This is a genomic window from Lysinibacillus sp. HST-98, assembly GCF_016757845.1.
Classification (GTDB): domain Bacteria; phylum Bacillota; class Bacilli; order Bacillales_A; family Planococcaceae; genus Lysinibacillus; species Lysinibacillus capsici.
In genome coordinates this window covers 510,159-529,930 of record NZ_JAENHX010000001.1, presented here as the reverse complement: position 1 = coordinate 529,930, position 19,772 = coordinate 510,159, and the positions used below count along the sequence as shown (strand labels likewise).

Sequence of the window (19,772 nt, the reverse complement as noted above, 5' to 3'; positions counted from 1 at the left end):
AATTTTAGTGTAATTTTGGTGGGTAACCGCTGTGAACAATCGTCATGATGACGAACCATCCGAATACAGCAGCACTTAATAAGTTGAAAACAACGCTTAAAAGGTTCTTTTCTTTAATTGCTTGGAATGTACCAAATACAGCTAAAATCGCTACTAGACCAAAAATAACCATTAATAAGTTCATTAAAAATAGACACTCCTTTCGACATCAGAAAATGAATGTCGCAAACAATATTCCTCCTTAATTGTAAACGTTCTACTTGTTTTTGTCGAGGACTAAAATACTGTAAACTATGAACATTTATCGTCAAATTGTGGCAAAGCCTGTATAATAGGAAATTGAGGTGATAACTATGATGAACGTACGAAGTTATTCTCTTGGTCCCGTCCAAACGAATTGCTATATCGTATCGAATAAAGAAAAAGAATGTATCGTATTTGATCCAGGTGAAGAAGCGGAGCGTCTAATTAAAACAATCCGTAGCAACGGCTTAAAACCTCTTGCTATCTTTTTAACACATGCCCATTTTGATCATATAGGGGCAGTAGATGCAGTACGTGAGGTATTTGACGTTCCTGTATGGATTCATGAAAAGGAAGTTAGTTGGCTAGCAGATCCAACAAAGAATGGCTCTAGTAAATATCCTGCATTACCAGATTATAGGGTAGCTGCACCAGCGCAAGATACAATTATCAAAAAAGAACAGCAAATTGAAATGAGTAATTTTGTGTTTCAAGCAGTTTTTACACCTGGGCATTCACCGGGGAGTATTTCCTATATCTTTGAAAATGACGGTTTTGCCATCGTGGGAGATACGTTATTTGAACAAGGTGTAGGACGTACAGATCTATTAGGTGGATCAACCAAAATTTTATTGGAATCGATCCATCATAAACTGTTGACATTACCTGAGGATACTATTATCTATCCTGGACACGGTAATTATACAACGGTAGGCGCAGAAATGGAGACAAATCCTTTTTTAAATGGATTTTAAAATATGGCTAATAAACTGATTTAGCACAAAAAAAAAGCGTATCTCACCGAAAGTGAGATACGCGATTTTGTTTGTATTAATGACCGCCACCAGGTACGTGAATGAATGTTGTATAGTACGTGAAGCCAGCGAAGAATACAGTTAAATATGCTCCGAAAATGTACATGTACATACGTTCTGAAAGGTTTAAGAAGCCTAATAATAAGAATAAACCTGTATTACCTAAGAATAATAGCGATACCTCGTTCATACCTCCAAGGTAGAACATAACTGCAAAAATACCTGTCCAGAATGCCATAACTTTATACATATTATCCATGAAATTTCCCCTCCTTTTGCCCACGACACAATAATCTCTTACTCATTATAAATGATATGAAAGGTGTCTGTAAACTGGAACTTCTCCATGTTTGTGACAAACAAATGGATTTTTAATCTAGCTATCGATTTCTGTCACGTTTATTTCATATTTACATAAATCGCAATTATGTATCATACTTTCCATTTGCACAAATTCATTGTTCGTAAACAATGCATCTAATTGCCCTTTTAAATAGGATTCATGTAATGAACAAACAATTTTAGAATAGGCTGTCAGTTGCTCCTGGAATGGACAATTGAAAATGGAGAAGATTACTTTTTTTCCATGCTCAGTTTGTTGAATTTGTGGAATATAGCCAATTAAAGCGGCATTGTCCGTTAATAGCTGAAGTTTTTCATCGAAGGAAAGAGAATTACTTAATGTCAATTCAGCACTCATATAATTTTTCATTTGCTGGTAGCCATCTTGGTAGCTAATTTCCTGGCATTTTGTTAATGCAGATGGACCAAAGTCTTCAATTAATTGTATCGTCCATTTTAATAAACGATCTTCATCACGTCTTGGAAAAGTAAGAGATACGCCTTTTTCTGAAGCTTTATAAACACGTCCAGGTCTGCCACCTTTACCTGTTTTTACATAGTCAGCTGTAATAATGTTTATTTCTGAAAGCTTCGTTAAATGAAGTCGAGCAACGTTTGGATGGATACCGAATTTGTCAGCAATATGTTGTACAGTAACTGTTTTTTTCTCTTGCAATATGTACTCATAAATAGAGTATCTTGTTTCATCCGCTAGTGTACTAGTAATTTTTAATGGATGGATCATGAGCTTCACCTCTTTAATTTATTATAAAAATTATGTTCGTCTACCAAGTGTTAGGAAAATAATCATGTTGATACTATTATATTGTATTATTGAAAAAGATACAGTTCATTTCGGCATAAATATTAATTTTTTCATGTATTTATATTCTTTTTTAGTGGAAAATTGCACTTTATCCACATTTTTATAGCAAAAAACATTATTGGCAGAAAATTAACTTGCAAATTTTTATTTTCTGAAAAGGGCTTTTCTCGTGGCGAGTTCCTCCTTATACTAGGAAATAACGAATAGAGCGGTCATATTCGAATGAACTAAAAGAGAGGTGCATATATGCAGAGTTTTGAAACAGTTGTCGAACAAAAATGTGAGCAACTTTTACTAAAGGCCTATCATTTTGGAGCATCTGATTTATTGTTAGTTCCAGGAAACATAAAGTATCGGATCTATTTTCGGAAATATGATAAACTTCTCCACGCTGGTGAGCTACCTCATGAACTTGCAGAAAGAATGATCTCTTACTATAAATTTCTTGCCGAATTAGATATTAGTGAACGTCGTAAACCTCAAAGCGGTGCCTTTCAAAAAGCAATGGAGCAAAATTCTTATTCGTTTCGAGTATCCACACTGCCTTCTGTATTTTCAAAAGAAAGCTTAATTATTCGTTTACTTCTCCAAAATCATGCATTTCCACTAACTTCCCTAAGCTTTTCCAAAAGCGCAGCTCATCAACTCATGGAGCTGGTACAAAACCGACAAGGTCTTCTATTTTTTACGGGAGCAACAGGCTCTGGCAAGTCTACTTCACTTTATTCCCTAATCCATTACTGTTCCACAGAATTGAATCGACATGTAATTTCTTTAGAAGATCCTGTAGAAAACAGCCAAGCCAATTTACTTCAAATTCAAGTCAACGAGCGAGCAGGCGTTACATATGCTGCAGGATTAAAAGCCATTTTGCGCCATTCACCTGATGTCATTATGATTGGTGAAATTCGCGATAGAGAAACAGCAAATATTGCCATTCAAGCCTCTCTAACAGGGCACTTAGTTGTCTCCACTATTCATGCAAAAGACTCCATTAATTGTCTCTATCGTTTAATGGATTTAGGTGTGTCGATAGAGGAGCTTCGTCAAACGGTTATCGGTATAGTTGCCCAAATGCTTGTTCAGACCTCAGCTCTACATGGAGAACGTCGAGCTGTCTATGAAATATTACATGACGATCATCTATCAAGAGCCATCACCGCCATCAAGGATATGGGAAATTACAAACTTCCTTATGACTTAACATTAATGGGGCAAAAGGAATTAGTGGAGAGCCTATATGCAGTTACAAACATACATCGATAAAATTGTTCTTTTTTATAATCGGGCTACGAAATGGCGGGTAAAGGAGCAAGCTCAGCTTTTCAATCGTTTATGTGTATTAATGCAGGAAGGATATTTATTTCCCCAAGCTATTTCCATGTTACTACCTCATCATATCGAAGCACATGAGGACATACAGCACCAAATTGATGAAAAGCTCAGACAAGGAGTAGGGGTTGCAGGGATATTTGAAACATTACAGCTAGGGAATCATTATTTAATGGCAATTAAGGTGGCGGAAAACAATGGCCACATGATAGAAGCATTTAAAGGTGTGGCTAAACAGATAACAGTAAGTGAAAAGACTAAGAAAAAGCTAATCAAGCTGCTGATCTACCCTGTCACACTGATTATCTTTTTATTGTTGTTATTTTTTGTGTTTCGTACATTTTTTTTACCGAACATTGAAAGAATGGTCGTTAGTCGTACCTCTGAAACAGAAGAGACAAGTATTGCATTGTCCAATCTGTTATTACATGTACCAGATGTAGTTATCTCGACCATGTTCATAGTAATAGGTAGCTTAATCATTTTTCGATTCTATCTCAAACGACAAGCTGTTGCTCATCAACTAACAATTTTATTAAAAATCCCCTTTATACAGCGCTATTTTAGGCTGGCATTGACAAGGCAGTTTGCTGCTTATTTAGGCAGCCTACTACAAAGTGGATTTTCATTACAAGCAAGCCTTCAGCTATTAGAGGAACAGCAGCTACAACCATTTCTCCAAGTTCTTTCACAGCGTATAAAAGATAGAGTCATCTTTGGAGAAACACTGACACAGGCGGTAGCGATGATGGCCGTTTTTCAAAAAGATTTTCCAATGTTCGTAGAGCATGGCGAACACAGCGGTTATTTAGGAAAAGAATTAGTATTGTATAGCGATTTATTAATGGAAAAGCAGGAACAGCTTTTACAAAAAATATTAGCTTTTGTGCAGCCTAGTTTCTTTATCCTTATAGCTGCTTGTATAATAGCGGCTTATATCAGTTTATTATTACCCATCTATCACATGATTGAATTAGTTTAGGAGGAAGATGATGAAACGTCTCAAACAACAAGCTGGTTTTACTTTAATCGAGATGCTTATAGTTCTGTTAATTATATCCATTCTTATTTTAATTACAATCCCAAATGTTACAAAGCATTTCGCCACAATAGATAAGAAAGGCTGTACAGCTTATATAAGCATGGTACAAGGCCAAGTAGAGGCGTATCGTGTAGATTATATGGCTTATCCTACCTTAGATGATTTAGTGGCAAAAGGCTATTTAAAGGAAAATGAAACAACCTGCCCAAATAAAGAAGAAATAGTCATTACTAATGAGGGAGAGGTACGCCCAGCCAATGTCAACTTGGAAACAGGTACTGATAGCTAATGAATGTTCATAAAAACGGTGGTTTTACGATTCTTGAAATGCTGGTTGTCTTACTTCTTGTTATGAGTTTAACAGCGATTGTTAGTAAATTCTCATTGAAAATAGCAGAAACCAAGGAATTAGAACGATTTTTTATGCAATTACAACTGGATATTCAATATATTCAAACCTCTAGTATGAGCCAACGACAATATATAGCCCTGAAAATGGAAGGTTCAACAAATCGTTATACTATTCAAAAAGATATTTATACTCATTTATATGAACGCTCTTTTCCAAAGGGGGTTGAATTTTTGCCAGCTGAGAGTTCAATTCAAACACTTGTCTATAACTATAGCGGCAATGTGATGACAGCAGGCACCATGGCATTTAAAACACCACAGGGCAAGAAAAAAGTAATCATAACATTAGGACGAGGGAGAGCTAGGATTGAATGAGTCAGGCTATTCTTTTGTAGAAACTATTTTAGGTGTGGGTATTTTGATGTTACTTTGCACCTCGTTAATCCCCATTACTTATACGATGAAAACAAATCTTGCTAATAAAAAAATGGAGCTAATTGCAGCTGAAACAGCATACGAAGGTTTAAAACAGTACCATGCGATACAAGTAACAGAGGGCTCTCGAATCATTGAACAGGTTGCTTATCATTGGAAAGTTGACGAACAACAAGTTTGTGTCCAATTTCAAAATTTACTGGAGTCACGCCAAAAATGTATTCAAGTGACAGGTGAAGTGCATGAATGAGAAAGGCTATACTTTAATAGAAGCTATGTTTCAATTAGTCGTTTTTGTGCTTATTTCTCATTTTTTTGTCCTTATAATACTTTGGTTTGCTGAAATGAAGTCCACTATGCTAACAGATGAACAAACAAAGTGGGAACTATTTGTTTCTGATTTGAACCTCTCTCTAAAAGATATTTCCACCTTTTCCATTCGGGAGGATCAAAAAAGAATAACTTTCCAAACAGCTAGTACGCTCCATCATATTGATTGCTACTCGAATATTATTCGTGAGCAGGTAAAGGGTGGACATGTTCCTATGCTAATAGGAATCAATAAATGTCAATTTAGCTATTCCGAAAATAAGCTGACGATAGCTGTTGAAATGGATAGTGGTATTCAAAAGGAGCGAACCTTTTATGTGCCAATTATTGAAAAATGACAGAGGGGCTATTTTTTTGATCGCAATTGCATTATTATTTTTTGTAACTACTTTTGTTCTTGCGTATTATATGTCTTATGAAATGCAGTATCGAACATATGATGGGCTAGAAAAATTGAATGTTCGAGCTACGATAAATTTATTGGGACAAATTTTGTCAGACAGTGTAGAATCGTAGTTATAAGAAGGTGAATCGAATTGCGAAAAATATATTTAGTTGGTTTTATGGGTAGTGGAAAAAGTGCATTAGGAAGACGTTTAAGCTATTTATTGAAGATGCCATATTATGATATGGATCATGAGATTGTGCGTCAGCAGGGGATGACAATTCCACAGATTTTTGAAAAATACGGTGAGGCCCACTTTCGAGAAATAGAAACAGAATTTTTGAAAAATTTCAGGGACGAGGCTTGTATTATTTCGACTGGTGGTGGCGTTGCCATCAATGCTGAAAATCGAAAAATTATGAGACGCAGTGGACTGGTGTTTTTTTTAGATGCGTCGTTTGAGGATATTTATAAACGAGTTCAGCATGATCCAAATAGACCCATTGTACAGAGCTCTACAAAGGAGGAGCTAGAAAGTCTGTATCACTACAGAAGGAAGTTTTACCGTGATGCAGGTCATATTCAGGTACTGACAGAAGGTAGGACGATTCGCCAAATTCTAGAGTATTTAGTATTTCAAGTAAAAAGGTTGAAAAACGAACGATAATTTACTTTGTTTTATTTAATGTTCGTGTTTTATTATCTTTTAAAAAATGATTGCCTTTCCAATGCATTTAATGTTAGGATATAGACAAATAAGTAACTAAATGTTCATTGAATACTAAATAGTACCAAGATTTATCTTGGGCGGATGATTGTGCGGGGAGAGAGCGTGTAGACGCCACCGAAGGAGCAAGTAGCAATGGGCTATGAATCTCTCAGGTAAAAGGACTCGTACAAGACGCAACTCTGGAGAGAGCTGTAGTATAACAATAACAGCCACCAAAGGGGAAAGCCGACTGATTGGCAACGTAGAGCTTGCGAGCCAGTCTGGTGTAACTTTCAGGTGCAAGGACAGAGAATCCCGAAAAGGGGTTCGTCTGTCTTTTTTTATGTCTATAGCCTGATTTATGTAATTGACTGTAGGAATACAAAAAGCAGACGAACTACTACCAGTAAAAATGTAACTAACAATAAGGGGGCAAAAAAAGAATGGCGAATGAATTAAAACGTACACCTCTATTTGAAGAATACGCGAAATATGGTGCAAAAACAGTTGACTTCGGTGGATGGGAATTACCTGTTCAATTCTCTTCTATTAAAGAAGAACATGATGCAGTGCGTAATCGTGCAGGCTTATTTGATGTATCACATATGGGAGAGATTTTAGTAACTGGTCCCGATGCATTAGGTTTTTTACAAAATCTTTTATCAAATGATGTATCAAAAATTGTTGACGGTCAAGCACAGTACACGGCAATGTGCTACGAAGATGGTGGCGTTGTTGATGATTTACTAACATATAAATTAGCTGACAATCACTATTTATTATGTGTCAATGCAGCTAACATTGAAAAAGACTATGATTGGATGATGGAAAATCAACATCAATATGATGTGACGATTGATAACCAATCGGATGCCTATGCACAAATAGCTCTTCAAGGTCCACTAGCAGAAGAGGTTCTTCAATCCCTTACTTCGACGGATGTAAGTGCCATTAAATTTTTCCGCTTCCAAGAGAATGTGGAGGTTGCAGGACATAAAGTTTTAGTTTCTCGCAGTGGCTACACTGGTGAAGACGGCTTTGAATTATATGGTGCTCCAGAAGACATCAAAGCGCTTTGGGGTAAAATTTTAGAGGCAGGTCAAGAAAAAGGAGTTGTTCCAGCTGGACTAGGATGTCGTGATACACTTCGTTTTGAAGCTGGGCTACCACTATATGGTCAAGAGCTATCAGCAACAATTTCTCCTCTAGAGGCTGGTATTGGTTTCGCTGTGAAATTAAATAAAGAAGGCTTCATTGGTCATGAAGCATTAGTAGCTCAAAAGGAAAATGGTCTACCACGCAAACTTGTAGGCATTGAAATGGTTGATAAAGGCATTCCACGCCATGGCTACAAAGTGTTTAAGGATGGTCAAGAAATCGGTGAAGTGACAACGGGTACACAGCTTCCTTCATCTAAACGTAATGTTGGTCACGCATTAATTGACAGTCAATTCGCAACAATCGGAACTGAGTTAGAAATTGAAATTCGCGGTAAACACTTAAAGGTAATAACAGTAGAAACACCGTTTTACAAGCGTTCAAAATAATAGTTGAAAAGAGGGACCTACATTTATGAAACATCGTTATTTACCTATGACGGAGCAAGATCAAAAAGAAATGTTAGACGTAATCGGTGTATCCTCAGTCGATGAGTTATTTGAGGATATTCCTGAGAAAGTCCGTTTTAAAGGCCTTTATGATATTAAAGAAGCAAAATCAGAATCTGCTTTATTAAAAGAGTTAACGGCACTTGCTGCTAAAAATAAGGACACAAATGCCAACGTATCATTTTTAGGAGCAGGTGTTTATAACCACTATAAACCAGTGATCGTAGACCATGTTATTTCTCGTTCAGAATTCTATACAGCTTATACACCATATCAGCCAGAGATTTCACAAGGTGAGCTACAAGCCATCTTTGAATTCCAAACGATGATTGCTGAGTTAACGGGAATGGATCTTGCTAACTCTTCTATGTATGACGGTGGTACAGCATTGGCAGAAGCAGGTATGTTGGCAGCTGGTCATACGCGTCGCAAGAAAATTTTAGTGTCAGAAGCAGTGCACCCAGAATATCGCGATGTTGTTGCTACATATGCATATGGTCAATCCATTGATATCGTGACTATCCCGCAAAAAGACGGTGTGACAGATGTGGATGCATTAAAAGAGTTAATCGATGACAACACAGCAGCTGTTATTGCCCAATATCCAAACTTCTTTGGCCAAGTGGAAGATATCCAAGTGATCGGGGATATTGCACATGCTGCAAAAAGCTTACTCGTTGTATCTTCTAACCCATTGGCATTAGGAATTTTAACGCCTCCTGGCAAGCTTGGTGCTGATATTTGTGTAGGTGATGCGCAAGTATTTGGTATTTCTGAAGCCTTCGGCGGCCCACACTGTGGTTTCTTTGCAGTGACAACAAAATTGATGCGTAAGGTACCAGGACGTCTTGTTGGTGAAACAGTGGATGGTGAAGGCCGTCGCGGATACGTATTAACACTACAAGCACGTGAACAACATATCCGTCGTGATAAAGCAACTTCGAATATTTGCTCGAACCAAGCACTACTTGCACTTGCAGCTTCTGTAGCGATGACAGCTCTAGGAAAACAAGGAATTCGTGAAATGGCTACTCAAAACATCGCGAAAACACGTTATGCAAAAAATGCCTTTGAAGCAGCAGGCTTTACAGTAGCATTCCAAGGCGCACACTTCAATGAAATCGTTGTGAAAACGAATAAATGTGTGAAGGAAATCAATAAAGGCTTAATCGAAAAGGGTATTATCGGTGGCTATCCTTTAGGTCAAAATTATGACTCTCTTAAAAATCATGTGCTAATCGCAGTAACTGAATTACGCACGAAAGAAGAAATTGATGCACTTGTTGCAGAAATGGGGGCTCTTAATGCATAACGAAAATCAATCACTCATTTTTGAAATTTCAAAAGAAGGTCGCGTTGGCTATAGTTTAGAAGCACTAGATGTGCCTGAGGTAGACCTAACAGATTTATTACCTGCAAACTTAGTACGTTCAGAGGCAGCAGAACTACCTGAAGTGTCTGAGCTTGATATTATGCGTCATTATACAGCACTTTCTCGTAGAAACCATGGAGTAGACTCTGGCTTCTACCCGCTTGGCTCTTGTACGATGAAATATAATCCGAAAATTAATGAAACAGTTGCACGTCTTTCAGGATTTGCAAATGTTCACCCATTACAGGATGAATCAACAGCACAAGGGGCAATGGAGCTTCTTTATGATCTTCAAACTTCTTTAGTAGAAATTACAGGGATGGATGAAGTTACATTACAACCAGCAGCAGGTGCTCATGGTGAATGGACAGCGTTAATGATGATTCGTGCATTCCATGAAGCGAATGGTGAAGGTCACCGTAACAAGGTAATCGTTCCTGATTCAGCTCATGGTACAAACCCAGCATCAGCGACAGTAGCAGGCTTTGAAACAATCACTGTTAAATCAGATGAAAATGGCTTAGTTGATATCGAAGACCTTCGCAAAGTAGTAGGTTCTGATACAGCAGCACTAATGTTAACTAACCCGAATACACTAGGGTTATTTGAAGAAAACATTATCGAAATGGCAGAGCTAATTCACTCTGTAGGCGGTAAAGTGTACTATGATGGTGCGAACCTCAATGCTGTAATGAGTAAAGCACGTCCTGGCGATATGGGCTTTGACTGTGTGCATTTAAATCTACACAAAACATTTACAGGCCCACATGGTGGCGGTGGTCCAGGTTCAGGCCCAGTAGGTGTAAAAGCAGATTTAATTCCATTCCTACCAAAACCAGTATTAGTAAGAACTGAAGAAGGCACATACCACTTTGACTACGATCGTCCACAATCAATTGGACGCGTAAAACCTTACTATGGTAACTTTGGTATCAATGTTCGTGCTTATACGTACATTCGCACAATGGGTCCAGATGGCTTAAAAGCTGTTACAGAATATGCTGTACTAAACGCCAACTACATGATGCGTCGCTTAGAGCCATTCTACGAGCTACCATATAACCGTCACTGTAAACATGAATTTGTGTTATCAGGTCGTCGTCAGAAGAAACTAGGCGTTCGTACATTAGATATCGCAAAACGTCTGTTAGACTTTGGCTACCACCCACCAACAACATACTTCCCATTAAATGTGGAAGAGGCGTTGATGATCGAGCCAACTGAAACAGAATCAAAAGAAACATTAGATGCATTCTGTGATGTAATGATTCAAATTGCGAAAGAAGCAGAAGAAAATCCATCAATCGTTCAAGAAGCACCACATACAACAGTCGTATCTCGTCTAGACGAAACACGCGCTGCTCGTACACCAGTGCTTCGTTATCAAAAAGCATAGTCTACAAAACCGTTCACATTCATGTGAACGGTTTTTTTGCACCTTAAATTACAAGCTAAATAAATCTTCAATAGTGAAATGTATTACAGGATTATGTGATAGCTAATTTGCATGTTGTAAGTACAAAAGGTAAATCAAAAGTAAAAGATTCATTTTGCTTTATTAAATGTATGAAAAGACAGGCAATAGAGGTTTCGTTGATAAGTATATAAGATTGGTGATAAAAGACACTGATCTTGATTTATTTCCATTAAACGATTTAAACTGGGAAGATACTTGTAATGTTCAGAAAAATTTAAATCATTGTGTGGAAAAGGCACCATAAAGGGATTCGATTTATGGACTTAGAGTTAGTGCCTAACTATCTACAATCGATAGTATAATTAATCAAAATCTTTGATAGGTTTAGGGTGGTTCTATTAAGGGGGTTAAAGTAGTGGAAGAAGATATCAAGTTTGGTGATAGTCTATTATACTATAAATGTGATAATATTGAATTTTTAAAAGGTTATGGACAATTATATACAGAATTTGATGATGGCGTTGCAACTAGGCAGATCAACATAATTAACAACGATATGTATAGTTCTTCATCATTGCATGATTGGAACGAAGATATTGGATTTTTATTGTATGACGGACATATCGATAATTTAGATTTAAGCGATAGTATACCTATTACTCGATTAGAATTTGAGAATAAATGGCAGGAAGGAATTGTAGCTAACAAATCTCAAATTAACTACTTAAAGGGCGATGCTTCTCTTCCTTTAGAAGAACATACACTCATCATCCATGTTGTTAATATTTTAGGAATTTGGGGAAAAGGCTTTGTTTTATCTTTATCAAAGCAATTCCCTTTAGCCAAAAGGGAATATGTAAAATGGTCTAAGGATAAAGAAACTTTTGAGTTAGGAGAAGTTCAGTTTGTATGTGTAGACCAGCAGAAAGCTACTTTTGTTGCTAATATGCTTGCACAACATGGTGTGAGGAAAAATGACAAAGATCGTACAACCTATATGGATTATGATGCGCTTCGTTTATGTTTAAGAAAAGTTGCGAGATTTGCATTAAAAAATAGATTATCGATACAGATGCCTAAAATTGGTTCAGGTTTAACTGGAGGAGATTGGAGAGAGATTGAAAAAATAATAAATAAGGAATTGATTTATTATAAAGTTGAATGTACTGTTTTTGAATTGTGATAATTTAAAAAAAGTTAGGGGTGGTATCTATGGTAGATACAAAATTGCGGGAGCGGGTGTTTGACACTTTATACGGTGGGATTATTGGTGATCTAATGGGCGTACCTGTTGAGTTTAAACAAAGAGGGACTTTCCATGTGCAAGATGTGATGGGGTACGGTACTTATAATCAGCCACCTGGCACTTGGTCTGACGATACTTCTCTAACACTCTGCCTAGTCGAGAACATTATTGAAAATGGGGATACCAAAACATTAATGAACAAATTTGTACAATACATGGAGCAGGGCTATCTCACACCATTTGGCGAAATGTTTGATATTGGAATTACTACAGCGGATGCCGTTTCGAACTATAAAAAAGGTGTTCCGCCAGCACAATGTGGTAAAACGGGCGAGTTTGATAATGGCAATGGTACGTTAATGAGGATAGCTCCTTTAGTATTCATGGTCATGCATGAGGTAGATTTTACTAAAAGAAAAGAATTAGTTCATCAGTATACAGAGATTACTCATGGTCACCCGCGTTCCATAGTAGGGTCCATCATTTACATTGAACTATTATTAAGCTTATACCGAAATAATTCACTAGAAGTGGCCTTAAAAGAGGTCTTTGACTTACTGCAAAATAATTTACAAAATGAAATGAAAGCAGAGTTAAATGCTTATGCAAGGATTTTTCATGAAAACTTTTTAAATACGCCTGAAGACGAGATTCAATCGAGTGGCTATATTGTTCATTCGCTAGAAGCGGCTATTTGGTGTGTAGGTAATTCTACAACATTTAAAGAAGCGATTCTGACGGCAGTTAATTTAGGAGAAGATACGGACACCGTTGGGGCGATTACAGGATCAATCGCGGGTATGTATAAACAGTTGGACAAAATTCCAGAAGAATGGTTAGGTAAAATTGTCAGTAAACAAAAGGTAGATGACTTAATCTTGGCGTTTTATGAATTTTGTGCAGCACAGACGTAAAAAAGTTTATTGGAAAGGACGGTGACGACATGTTACCTATACATAATAGCTATACAGCAAATCCACCAGCAACAGATCACCATATTGTACACATAGAACATAGGCTGAATTGCCAACTTCCTAGTGCGTATACACTTGTATTAAAGGAAAGTAACGGTTTATCGTTTACGAATGGCGTGTTCATTTATGGTACAGAGGAAGTAATAGAAAGAAACGAGACTTGGGAAGTGGAGGAATATGCAAAAGGCTATATTGCAATTGGTGATGATAGTGGAGGAATGGTCTTTTTAATGGACATAAAGGTAGAGGATTCTCGTGTTTTAGCAGTAGATAGTGGTGATATGAATCCAAAGCATGCAACATTGATTACTTGTGATTTCTACAAGTGGCTACAAGAAGGGTGTCAGTATTAGCAAAAGAGACAAATGAAAAGCTTCTTCCTACTAGAAGGAAGGAGCTTTTCATTTGTTTTTATGTCTATTATTGGAGAAAAATAATTGAAAATAAAGCAAAATTATTACGTAATCTATTATTTTTTGAATTTTTTAGAAAATTATGTTGAATTATTGGAGAGAGGTAGTATAATGAAAATATAGTTACATAAATGGTTAATAATTCCTTATTAAAAGGAATTATTGGCAAAAAATAGTGACTATAAATTTAAAAAAATGAAGAAATGAGGCGATTTTAATGATTAACATGATTCAGTATTTAGAGCAAAATCCGACGTTAGTGACATTGTTAAAAGAAAAAAAAGCTTCTCTCATTGGTGTAACAGCATTAGAACAAAAGGCAATTTTGGATTCGTTTGATGAAGATTTCTGTTCTCAAAGTTTAATTTGGTACTAAAATACTTTATAAATAAACCTATATGGATAGCTATAAGTTTTTATTTATTTATTGGTTTATATTTAATTAATGTAACTTATAGCTCTCCTTCAATAAATATTGAAATTCAAGAAGAAGATGGCCAATGGTTCGTAAAGAAGCCATATTTTAAAAAATGGGCAGATAATCATCAAATAATGCTAGGGGATATTGTTTTAGAAGTTAATGGTACGCACACAGAAAATGTTTCTAATCTAAAATATGATTCTGTAATTAGAGCAGCAAATGAATTAGTAATAAAAAAGCCAGATGGCCAGATATTAGTGGTGAAAATAAGGCATTTAGATATTCCTCAACAATTCTATTATGTGTTAGTTATTCCTTCTTGTTATTTTCTACTCACTTTATTTATTACTTTATATATTAAATACAAACAAAAAAATTCTAACTTAATTAAATTACTTATTTTATTTATCCTTACTGTTTCTTTGGCATATGTTAGTAGTGGTGCTTCAAGTCGATTAGATCCTATTGGAATAATAGTAAACAGAAGCAGTATGTTGTTGTGTTTAGTAATTTTAATACATTTTTTAAAAGAGTACTTTTATTTTCTGAATCTCAAATGGATATTTTTTGAAAATGTAAAAATACTTTATTTAATTCCTATATCTGCTGTTATACTTAGTTTTTTTAGTTTAATTATTCCATATACACATTACTACCATTCTTATATTGTACTTGGTATTTTTTTCTTACTCTTGGTGAGCTTATTAACCATTATGATAGTGGGGTATCTAAAATATAAAATACCTCAACTAAAAGTTCTGTTGAGTAGTGTTTTTATACCATTTTTGCCTTTTCTTTTTATGTATGCTTTACCTGTAATAGTATTTAATAGGTATATACTTTCTGCAGAAATTTGTTCCCTATTCTTAATGCTTATTCCTTTTAGTTTTATCTTTACACAACTCACTGAACGTATATTCGATATGGAGTATTTTATTTCACGATTACGATATTACTTCAATTTCTCATTTGGATTTACTATTTGGTTATTAATAGGACTATATTTGCTCACGGATCTTTCAATTACGCGCATGACGGAGATTTTCTTTTTTGCCTTTCTATCGTTAATGGCGTTGTTTTACATCAAAGAGCGGATTGATTATCGTAAGCGGAAAATTTTATTTTCTACAAAAGGCGACTACATCCACCGTTTGTATACGACCGTTGAGAGTATTGGTAGAGTGGTGAAGATTGAGGACTTATTAGAGAAATTTGTACAAGAGGTTGTGGTTCAGCTTGAAATGGAAAGTGTGTATGTGCTCACATATGATTTTCGAACGCATCAAGTTACCTTAACAAATAAATCCAAAGAATACACGCAGCATCAAATAGATGAGGTATTAGTCGAACGATTAGGCTTGGGAGATATTAAAAAGACAGATCATTTCTATATTGCCTTTATTCATCAAGATGTGAACTATAAACGAATCCTTGTTGTGGATCATAATAAAACGATTTATCTCAAGGACGAGGAACTGCTATGGCTAGAATTATTGCTGCTCTATTTAAATAATTTTATCGAAAACACAAAAATGGTTGAGGAGCTTTTAAATCAGTTAAAGCATATGAAAGAAGCCGATAATCGACAGCTACCATGGCTCAATAAATTACTCTGGCTAAGGTTCGAGGAAGAAAAATATCAGTTGGCACAGGAACTTCATGATACGATTTTACAAGAACAATTGCACATTGCAAGGGAGATGGATGTCCTCATGCATACAAAAGAAAGAGAGGAGATCCCATCTAAACTTATAAAGCTTCATGAACATATGATTATCTCTCTGAATGATTTGAGGGGCTACTGCGAAAACTTAAAGCCACCTCTATTAGATACATTAGGCTTAAATGCAGCCCTTGAAAAATTAATACAAAAAATTCATAAACGTGCTAATTTTGTTTTGATATATACGATTGACCGCCTCTATTTAGAGGATGAGCGTTTAAATTTAATGATTTATCGACTGTTCCAAGAACTATTAAACAATGCATTAAAACATTCCTATGCTAATACAGTTGAAATACATTTACTGGGCACCGAAGAAGGATTCCAAATTTTGTATAGTGATGATGGTGTTGGTTGTAATATAGATGATATTCTACTTGCCGATTCTATGGGCATACAAGGAATGCAGGAGCGAGTTCAAGCTTTTAATGGGAAATTCGCATTAGATAGCAAAGTAGGAGAAGGGATGACGATTCGTATTCAAGTAAGTGAAACCCAACATACGAATCCCTATACCTATAAGACCCTGACCCGACCAACTTATATGATACGAGGATAACCAGATGAAGCGGAAGCATAAGTGCATATACTTTTTTAACACCTTTTAATCTCTTCGTAGAGGCTACGAATGTGGGTTAGAAGGCTTTTGTTTGAAAATGTATTTATTTATATAAGTTAATAAATCAAAAATGATAAAATGTTATCAAAAAAATATCATTTGGTAAATAGTAAATCAGGAAAAAATGCACTTTTTGGAGTATTTACCTAATATTCAAGGAAATTATGGCCATATGACCGATATAATCAGGAGAAGGATTGAGGAGGTCAATAGATTTGAATAAAAAATTATTTTTAACAGCAGCTATTCCTGTTGCACTTATTGTTCCCACTGTAGCAGGTGCGGCCGAAACAGTTTCAGTCACTGGAGATAATATTGTCAACGCAACATTAAAAGTAGAAAAATTACCAAATGATAGTATCGTCAATGCCTATCAATGGTATTATCTAGAGGAAATTACTGGGGAAGAGGGTTCAACAAATAAGCCCATTTCTGGAGCAACATCTATTTCCTTAAAAGTGCCTGTTGAAGCAGCTGGAAAAAGCGTTTTTGTGGAAGCAACTACGACAGACGGTAAAAAATTTAAAAGTGCACCGCGCACTATTCAGCCATTAGAGCTCGATATCACCATTCCGACGTTAGAAGGTCAATCCGCTGGTTTTGTAGCACCTGGAGAAACAGTGAAAGTAGCTGGTATTACTGTAACTGATAAGAAAGGTGCAAAATTGCAAAGTAATCAAATTACATATAGTTATCAATGGTTTTATAAATTAGGTGATAACTCCTTTACCATCATAGAGGGTGCTTCAGGTAGTACATATACGATTCCGAAGGATGCTATTGAAAAGGATATTAAAAATATTGCTGTCACTGTCAAAGCAAACGTGGGTCTTTCCTTTGCGGAATCTAAACTATCTGATACCATCACGGTCTCTAAACAACCCACTGATACTTTAACGAAAGAGATTAAAGCTTTACTGGTCAATGATAATAAATACAATGTATCAAGCATAGCAGAATTTGGTGCTAAAGTTGCGGAACTAGAAAAAAACTATCAATCCTTATCAGCAGCAGCTAAAGGTAATGTGTCTAATTATGATGTCTTAAAGCGAGCACTTGCTGATGTTGAATTAATAACTAAGTTAAATGAAAAATGGAGCAAAATAGAGACTAGTAATGAAAAAGAAATAAAGGAACTAGAAGATGCTTATAATAAGCTAGATCTGTTACAGCGTAGCTTAGATGTAGGTGAGACCCTATATACGGGCATTAAAAATCTGTTAAACGAGCCAAATGATCTTGAAGAGATAAAAGAAGTGAGAAAACTCAATCAAGCTATTATTAATTTATTATCTTATGAGAATTCACTTGTGAAGTATGTAGCTTCTGATGTTGATTCCTTACAAGCAAGCGTGAAGACAATCGAAGCAGATATTGAGAAATTATCACAAAGCTACCGAGCTGCTGTTCAAAACCAAGCAATTTTGTCTGAGGCTAAATCGGATATTAAAAAGGTCGAGCAATTCATTAAATCATTTGATAAATTAGCTACAAATAGTACGCCTAATAAACAAGTGACGACTGCTAAATCAATCCGTACAGCCTATGAAAAATTAACATATAAACAATTAAAGTTAGTGCCAGATGTGTATGTGCAGCGTTTGACTACAGCAGAACGTGCAGAAGAAAGCCAAATTATAAATTTAAATAATGTGATAGATAGCTATATTAGCGATGATGTCTATCCGTTTAATCCGTCTGCTGGTTCATGGCAAAGTCATGTCAATAATGTTAATCAAATGATTAAGGAGTATAAGAGCTTAACGAAAGCCTCGGCAGCACAAATTATTGGCTACGATAGTCTTGTTACCTTACAGAAAGATTTAAAAGCAGCTGAAAAAGTAATTAAAGATATGGATGCCTATCAAAAGTTATCTGCAACAACTGGTGTAACGGAAAGTAAACTTAATTCAAGCTATACCAGTACTTTAAAGGCTTATAATAATCTTACAAATTTACAGCAATCACTTGTATATAATGCTGAAGAATTTTTACTAAACACGCCAAAGATTTCAGTTGATGGCAATGGTAAAGTGCCTACAGATAAAGCAGCAGCAGAGTTGTTAAAGGCGGATATTGCCAAATTTGCGGATGTTACGAAATATTCATTCAATCAATTAGAAACCGCTGTTAATACAGCTTCTGAATCCTATAAAAAATTGTCTTCAGCTGCAAGAAAATACGTGACAAATTATTATTTATTAACAGCAGCAAATAAGGATATTACAGGTGTAAAATCCTTCTATAAAAAAATACAGACTGCTAGAGAAGAAACAGATGCTGCGAAAAAGGCTAAAAAAATTGAAACAGTGCAAAAAGCTTATGCTAAATTACCTGCGAATCAGCAGCATTTAGCAAAAGAACAATATGAAGCTTTATTAAAAAATCAAAATATAGATGAAAATGCATCGAAAATTACACAGTTAAATAATGATATTGCCACAATTGTTTCCAATAATCTCTATGTCGTAACGATTGAACGTATTAAAAATCTTTCTACACAATATAGTAGCCTTAGTTCAAGTGAGAAAAAACTGATTACGAACTATGATATTTTAAAAACTGCGCTTGCAGACGTGAAAAAAGTGGAAAGCTTTATGAAGACCTATGAGAAATCCTTTGCTTCAAATCCAAGCACTGTGATCAAGGCATATGAAAAGCTTACATCTAAACAAGTGAGCCTGATTGATGCAGGAACTAGACAATTGATTATTGATAAGCAAAAAGGACAACAGCAAACGAATGAAAATGCATTGTCATTAATTGAATCCATCAATTCACTTCTTGTAAAAGGTGAATATATCAATGGTTTACAGGAGAAAGTAAGTGAAATCCGTAAAGCCTATGATGCTCTGAGTGATGCTGATAAGAAGGTTGTTAAAAATTATTCGAAGCTCACACAAGCAGAGGGTGATTTGAAGAAGGTTGAAGAGGTGCATGCTATATACGAACCAGCAGGGAGCAGTAATGATGCTGCACGTAAAGCGTGGCAAACAGCCTATGGAAAGCTCTCTAAAAGATTAGAGTTACTCTATACAAACATGTATCCAACGGAGCAATAATTGCTACTTTCAGATGGCCTCGAACAATTTTCGAGGCTTTTCTTTATACATAAGATTTGTCTAGTAATTTGATTGTCCGCTATACTATGTACAACAAAGGAAGAAATT

At 35.8% G+C, this 19,772-nt stretch carries 21 protein-coding genes and 1 riboswitch; of the genes, 18 read left to right on the top strand and 3 right to left on the bottom strand.

Annotation, left to right across the window (positions count from 1 at the left end):
* Positions 1 to 4 precede the first annotated feature (4 nt).
* A complete protein-coding gene (locus JIN86_RS02685) occupies positions 5 to 184 on the bottom strand; it encodes a DUF2759 domain-containing protein (protein ID WP_004231029.1) in 180 nt (59 codons plus the stop codon).
* A 169-nt stretch (positions 185 to 353) separates the two neighbouring features.
* Between JIN86_RS02685 and JIN86_RS02680 the strand changes: the two genes are divergently transcribed.
* Positions 354 to 998 carry an MBL fold metallo-hydrolase gene (locus tag JIN86_RS02680; RefSeq protein ID WP_009370182.1) on the top strand — a complete coding sequence of 215 codons (645 nt, stop codon included), beginning with the start codon at positions 354 to 356 and terminating at the stop codon, positions 996 to 998.
* A gap of 76 nt (positions 999 to 1,074) precedes the next feature.
* On the opposite strand, the gene JIN86_RS02675 is transcribed toward JIN86_RS02680, so the two are convergent.
* Positions 1,075 to 1,317, bottom strand: coding sequence for a DUF2626 family protein (locus JIN86_RS02675; RefSeq protein WP_004231035.1), 243 nt, complete (start codon positions 1,315 to 1,317; stop codon positions 1,075 to 1,077).
* A 117-nt stretch (positions 1,318 to 1,434) separates the two neighbouring features.
* Positions 1,435 to 2,145, bottom strand: a complete 711-nt coding sequence (locus tag JIN86_RS02670; protein WP_004231037.1) for a helix-turn-helix transcriptional regulator — start codon at positions 2,143 to 2,145, stop codon at positions 1,435 to 1,437.
* 327 nt (positions 2,146 to 2,472) lie between these two features.
* Here JIN86_RS02670 and comGA point away from each other — a divergent pair, with 327 nt between their 5' ends.
* The 17 genes from comGA to JIN86_RS02585 all read left to right on the top strand — a co-directional run bounded on the left by comGA (position 2,473) and on the right by JIN86_RS02585 (position 19,664).
* Positions 2,473 to 3,492, top strand: coding sequence for a competence type IV pilus ATPase ComGA (gene comGA / locus JIN86_RS02665; protein ID WP_202341214.1), 1,020 nt, complete (start codon positions 2,473 to 2,475; stop codon positions 3,490 to 3,492).
* Positions 3,467 to 4,540, top strand: a complete 1,074-nt coding sequence (gene comGB, locus JIN86_RS02660) for a competence type IV pilus assembly protein ComGB (RefSeq protein ID WP_202341213.1) — start codon at positions 3,467 to 3,469, stop codon at positions 4,538 to 4,540. The genes comGA and comGB overlap by 26 nt, the downstream gene beginning before the upstream one ends.
* Positions 4,541 to 4,550: 10 nt before the next feature.
* Positions 4,551 to 4,889, top strand: a complete 339-nt coding sequence (comGC, locus tag JIN86_RS02655) for a competence type IV pilus major pilin ComGC (protein WP_004231042.1) — start codon at positions 4,551 to 4,553, stop codon at positions 4,887 to 4,889.
* A complete protein-coding gene (gene comGD, locus JIN86_RS02650; RefSeq protein ID WP_202341212.1) occupies positions 4,889 to 5,326 on the top strand; it encodes a competence type IV pilus minor pilin ComGD in 438 nt (145 codons plus the stop codon). The genes comGC and comGD overlap by 1 nt, the downstream gene beginning before the upstream one ends.
* Positions 5,319 to 5,636 carry a hypothetical protein gene (locus JIN86_RS02645; RefSeq protein WP_009370183.1) on the top strand — a complete coding sequence of 106 codons (318 nt, stop codon included), beginning with the start codon at positions 5,319 to 5,321 and terminating at the stop codon, positions 5,634 to 5,636. The genes comGD and JIN86_RS02645 overlap by 8 nt, the downstream gene beginning before the upstream one ends.
* The gene (gene comGF / locus JIN86_RS02640) at positions 5,629 to 6,054 is read left to right on the top strand and encodes a competence type IV pilus minor pilin ComGF (protein WP_202341211.1); all 426 of its coding nucleotides are present in this window, start codon (positions 5,629 to 5,631) and stop codon (positions 6,052 to 6,054) included. The genes JIN86_RS02645 and comGF overlap by 8 nt, the downstream gene beginning before the upstream one ends.
* Before the next feature lie 16 nt (positions 6,055 to 6,070).
* Entirely contained in the window at positions 6,071 to 6,232 is a 162-nt protein-coding gene (locus JIN86_RS02635) for a hypothetical protein (RefSeq protein WP_225340350.1), read from the top strand.
* 20 nt (positions 6,233 to 6,252) lie between these two features.
* The gene (locus JIN86_RS02630) at positions 6,253 to 6,768 is read left to right on the top strand and encodes a shikimate kinase (RefSeq protein WP_004231053.1); all 516 of its coding nucleotides are present in this window, start codon (positions 6,253 to 6,255) and stop codon (positions 6,766 to 6,768) included.
* A gap of 144 nt (positions 6,769 to 6,912) precedes the next feature.
* A riboswitch (glycine riboswitch) is annotated at positions 6,913 to 7,005 on the top strand.
* A 248-nt stretch (positions 7,006 to 7,253) separates the two neighbouring features.
* Positions 7,254 to 8,357 (top strand): glycine cleavage system aminomethyltransferase GcvT, encoded by a 1,104-nt coding sequence (gene gcvT / locus JIN86_RS02625; RefSeq protein ID WP_004231055.1) that lies wholly within the window; start codon positions 7,254 to 7,256, stop codon positions 8,355 to 8,357.
* Between the two features lie 25 nt (positions 8,358 to 8,382).
* Positions 8,383 to 9,729, top strand: coding sequence for an aminomethyl-transferring glycine dehydrogenase subunit GcvPA (gene gcvPA, locus JIN86_RS02620; RefSeq protein ID WP_004231057.1), 1,347 nt, complete (start codon positions 8,383 to 8,385; stop codon positions 9,727 to 9,729).
* Positions 9,722 to 11,185: an aminomethyl-transferring glycine dehydrogenase subunit GcvPB gene (gene gcvPB / locus JIN86_RS02615; RefSeq protein WP_202341210.1), complete on the top strand. Its 1,464-nt coding sequence runs from the start codon at positions 9,722 to 9,724 to the stop codon at positions 11,183 to 11,185. The genes gcvPA and gcvPB overlap by 8 nt, the downstream gene beginning before the upstream one ends.
* A gap of 436 nt (positions 11,186 to 11,621) precedes the next feature.
* The gene (locus JIN86_RS02610) at positions 11,622 to 12,389 is read left to right on the top strand and encodes a macro domain-containing protein (protein WP_202341209.1); all 768 of its coding nucleotides are present in this window, start codon (positions 11,622 to 11,624) and stop codon (positions 12,387 to 12,389) included.
* Between the two features lie 29 nt (positions 12,390 to 12,418).
* Positions 12,419 to 13,366 (top strand): ADP-ribosylglycohydrolase family protein, encoded by a 948-nt coding sequence (locus JIN86_RS02605; RefSeq protein ID WP_202341208.1) that lies wholly within the window; start codon positions 12,419 to 12,421, stop codon positions 13,364 to 13,366.
* Between the two features lie 29 nt (positions 13,367 to 13,395).
* Entirely contained in the window at positions 13,396 to 13,779 is a 384-nt protein-coding gene (locus JIN86_RS02600) for an SMI1/KNR4 family protein (protein ID WP_202341207.1), read from the top strand.
* Positions 13,780 to 14,056: 277 nt separating this feature from the next.
* Complete coding sequence (gene comX, locus JIN86_RS02595; protein WP_009370188.1) at positions 14,057 to 14,215, top strand: competence pheromone ComX; 159 nt, start codon at positions 14,057 to 14,059, stop codon at positions 14,213 to 14,215.
* Positions 14,206 to 16,542, top strand: coding sequence for a sensor histidine kinase (locus JIN86_RS02590; protein ID WP_202341206.1), 2,337 nt, complete (start codon positions 14,206 to 14,208; stop codon positions 16,540 to 16,542). The genes comX and JIN86_RS02590 overlap by 10 nt, the downstream gene beginning before the upstream one ends.
* A 275-nt stretch (positions 16,543 to 16,817) precedes the next feature.
* Positions 16,818 to 19,664, top strand: coding sequence for a hypothetical protein (locus JIN86_RS02585; protein WP_202341205.1), 2,847 nt, complete (start codon positions 16,818 to 16,820; stop codon positions 19,662 to 19,664).
* Positions 19,665 to 19,772 lie beyond the last annotated feature (108 nt).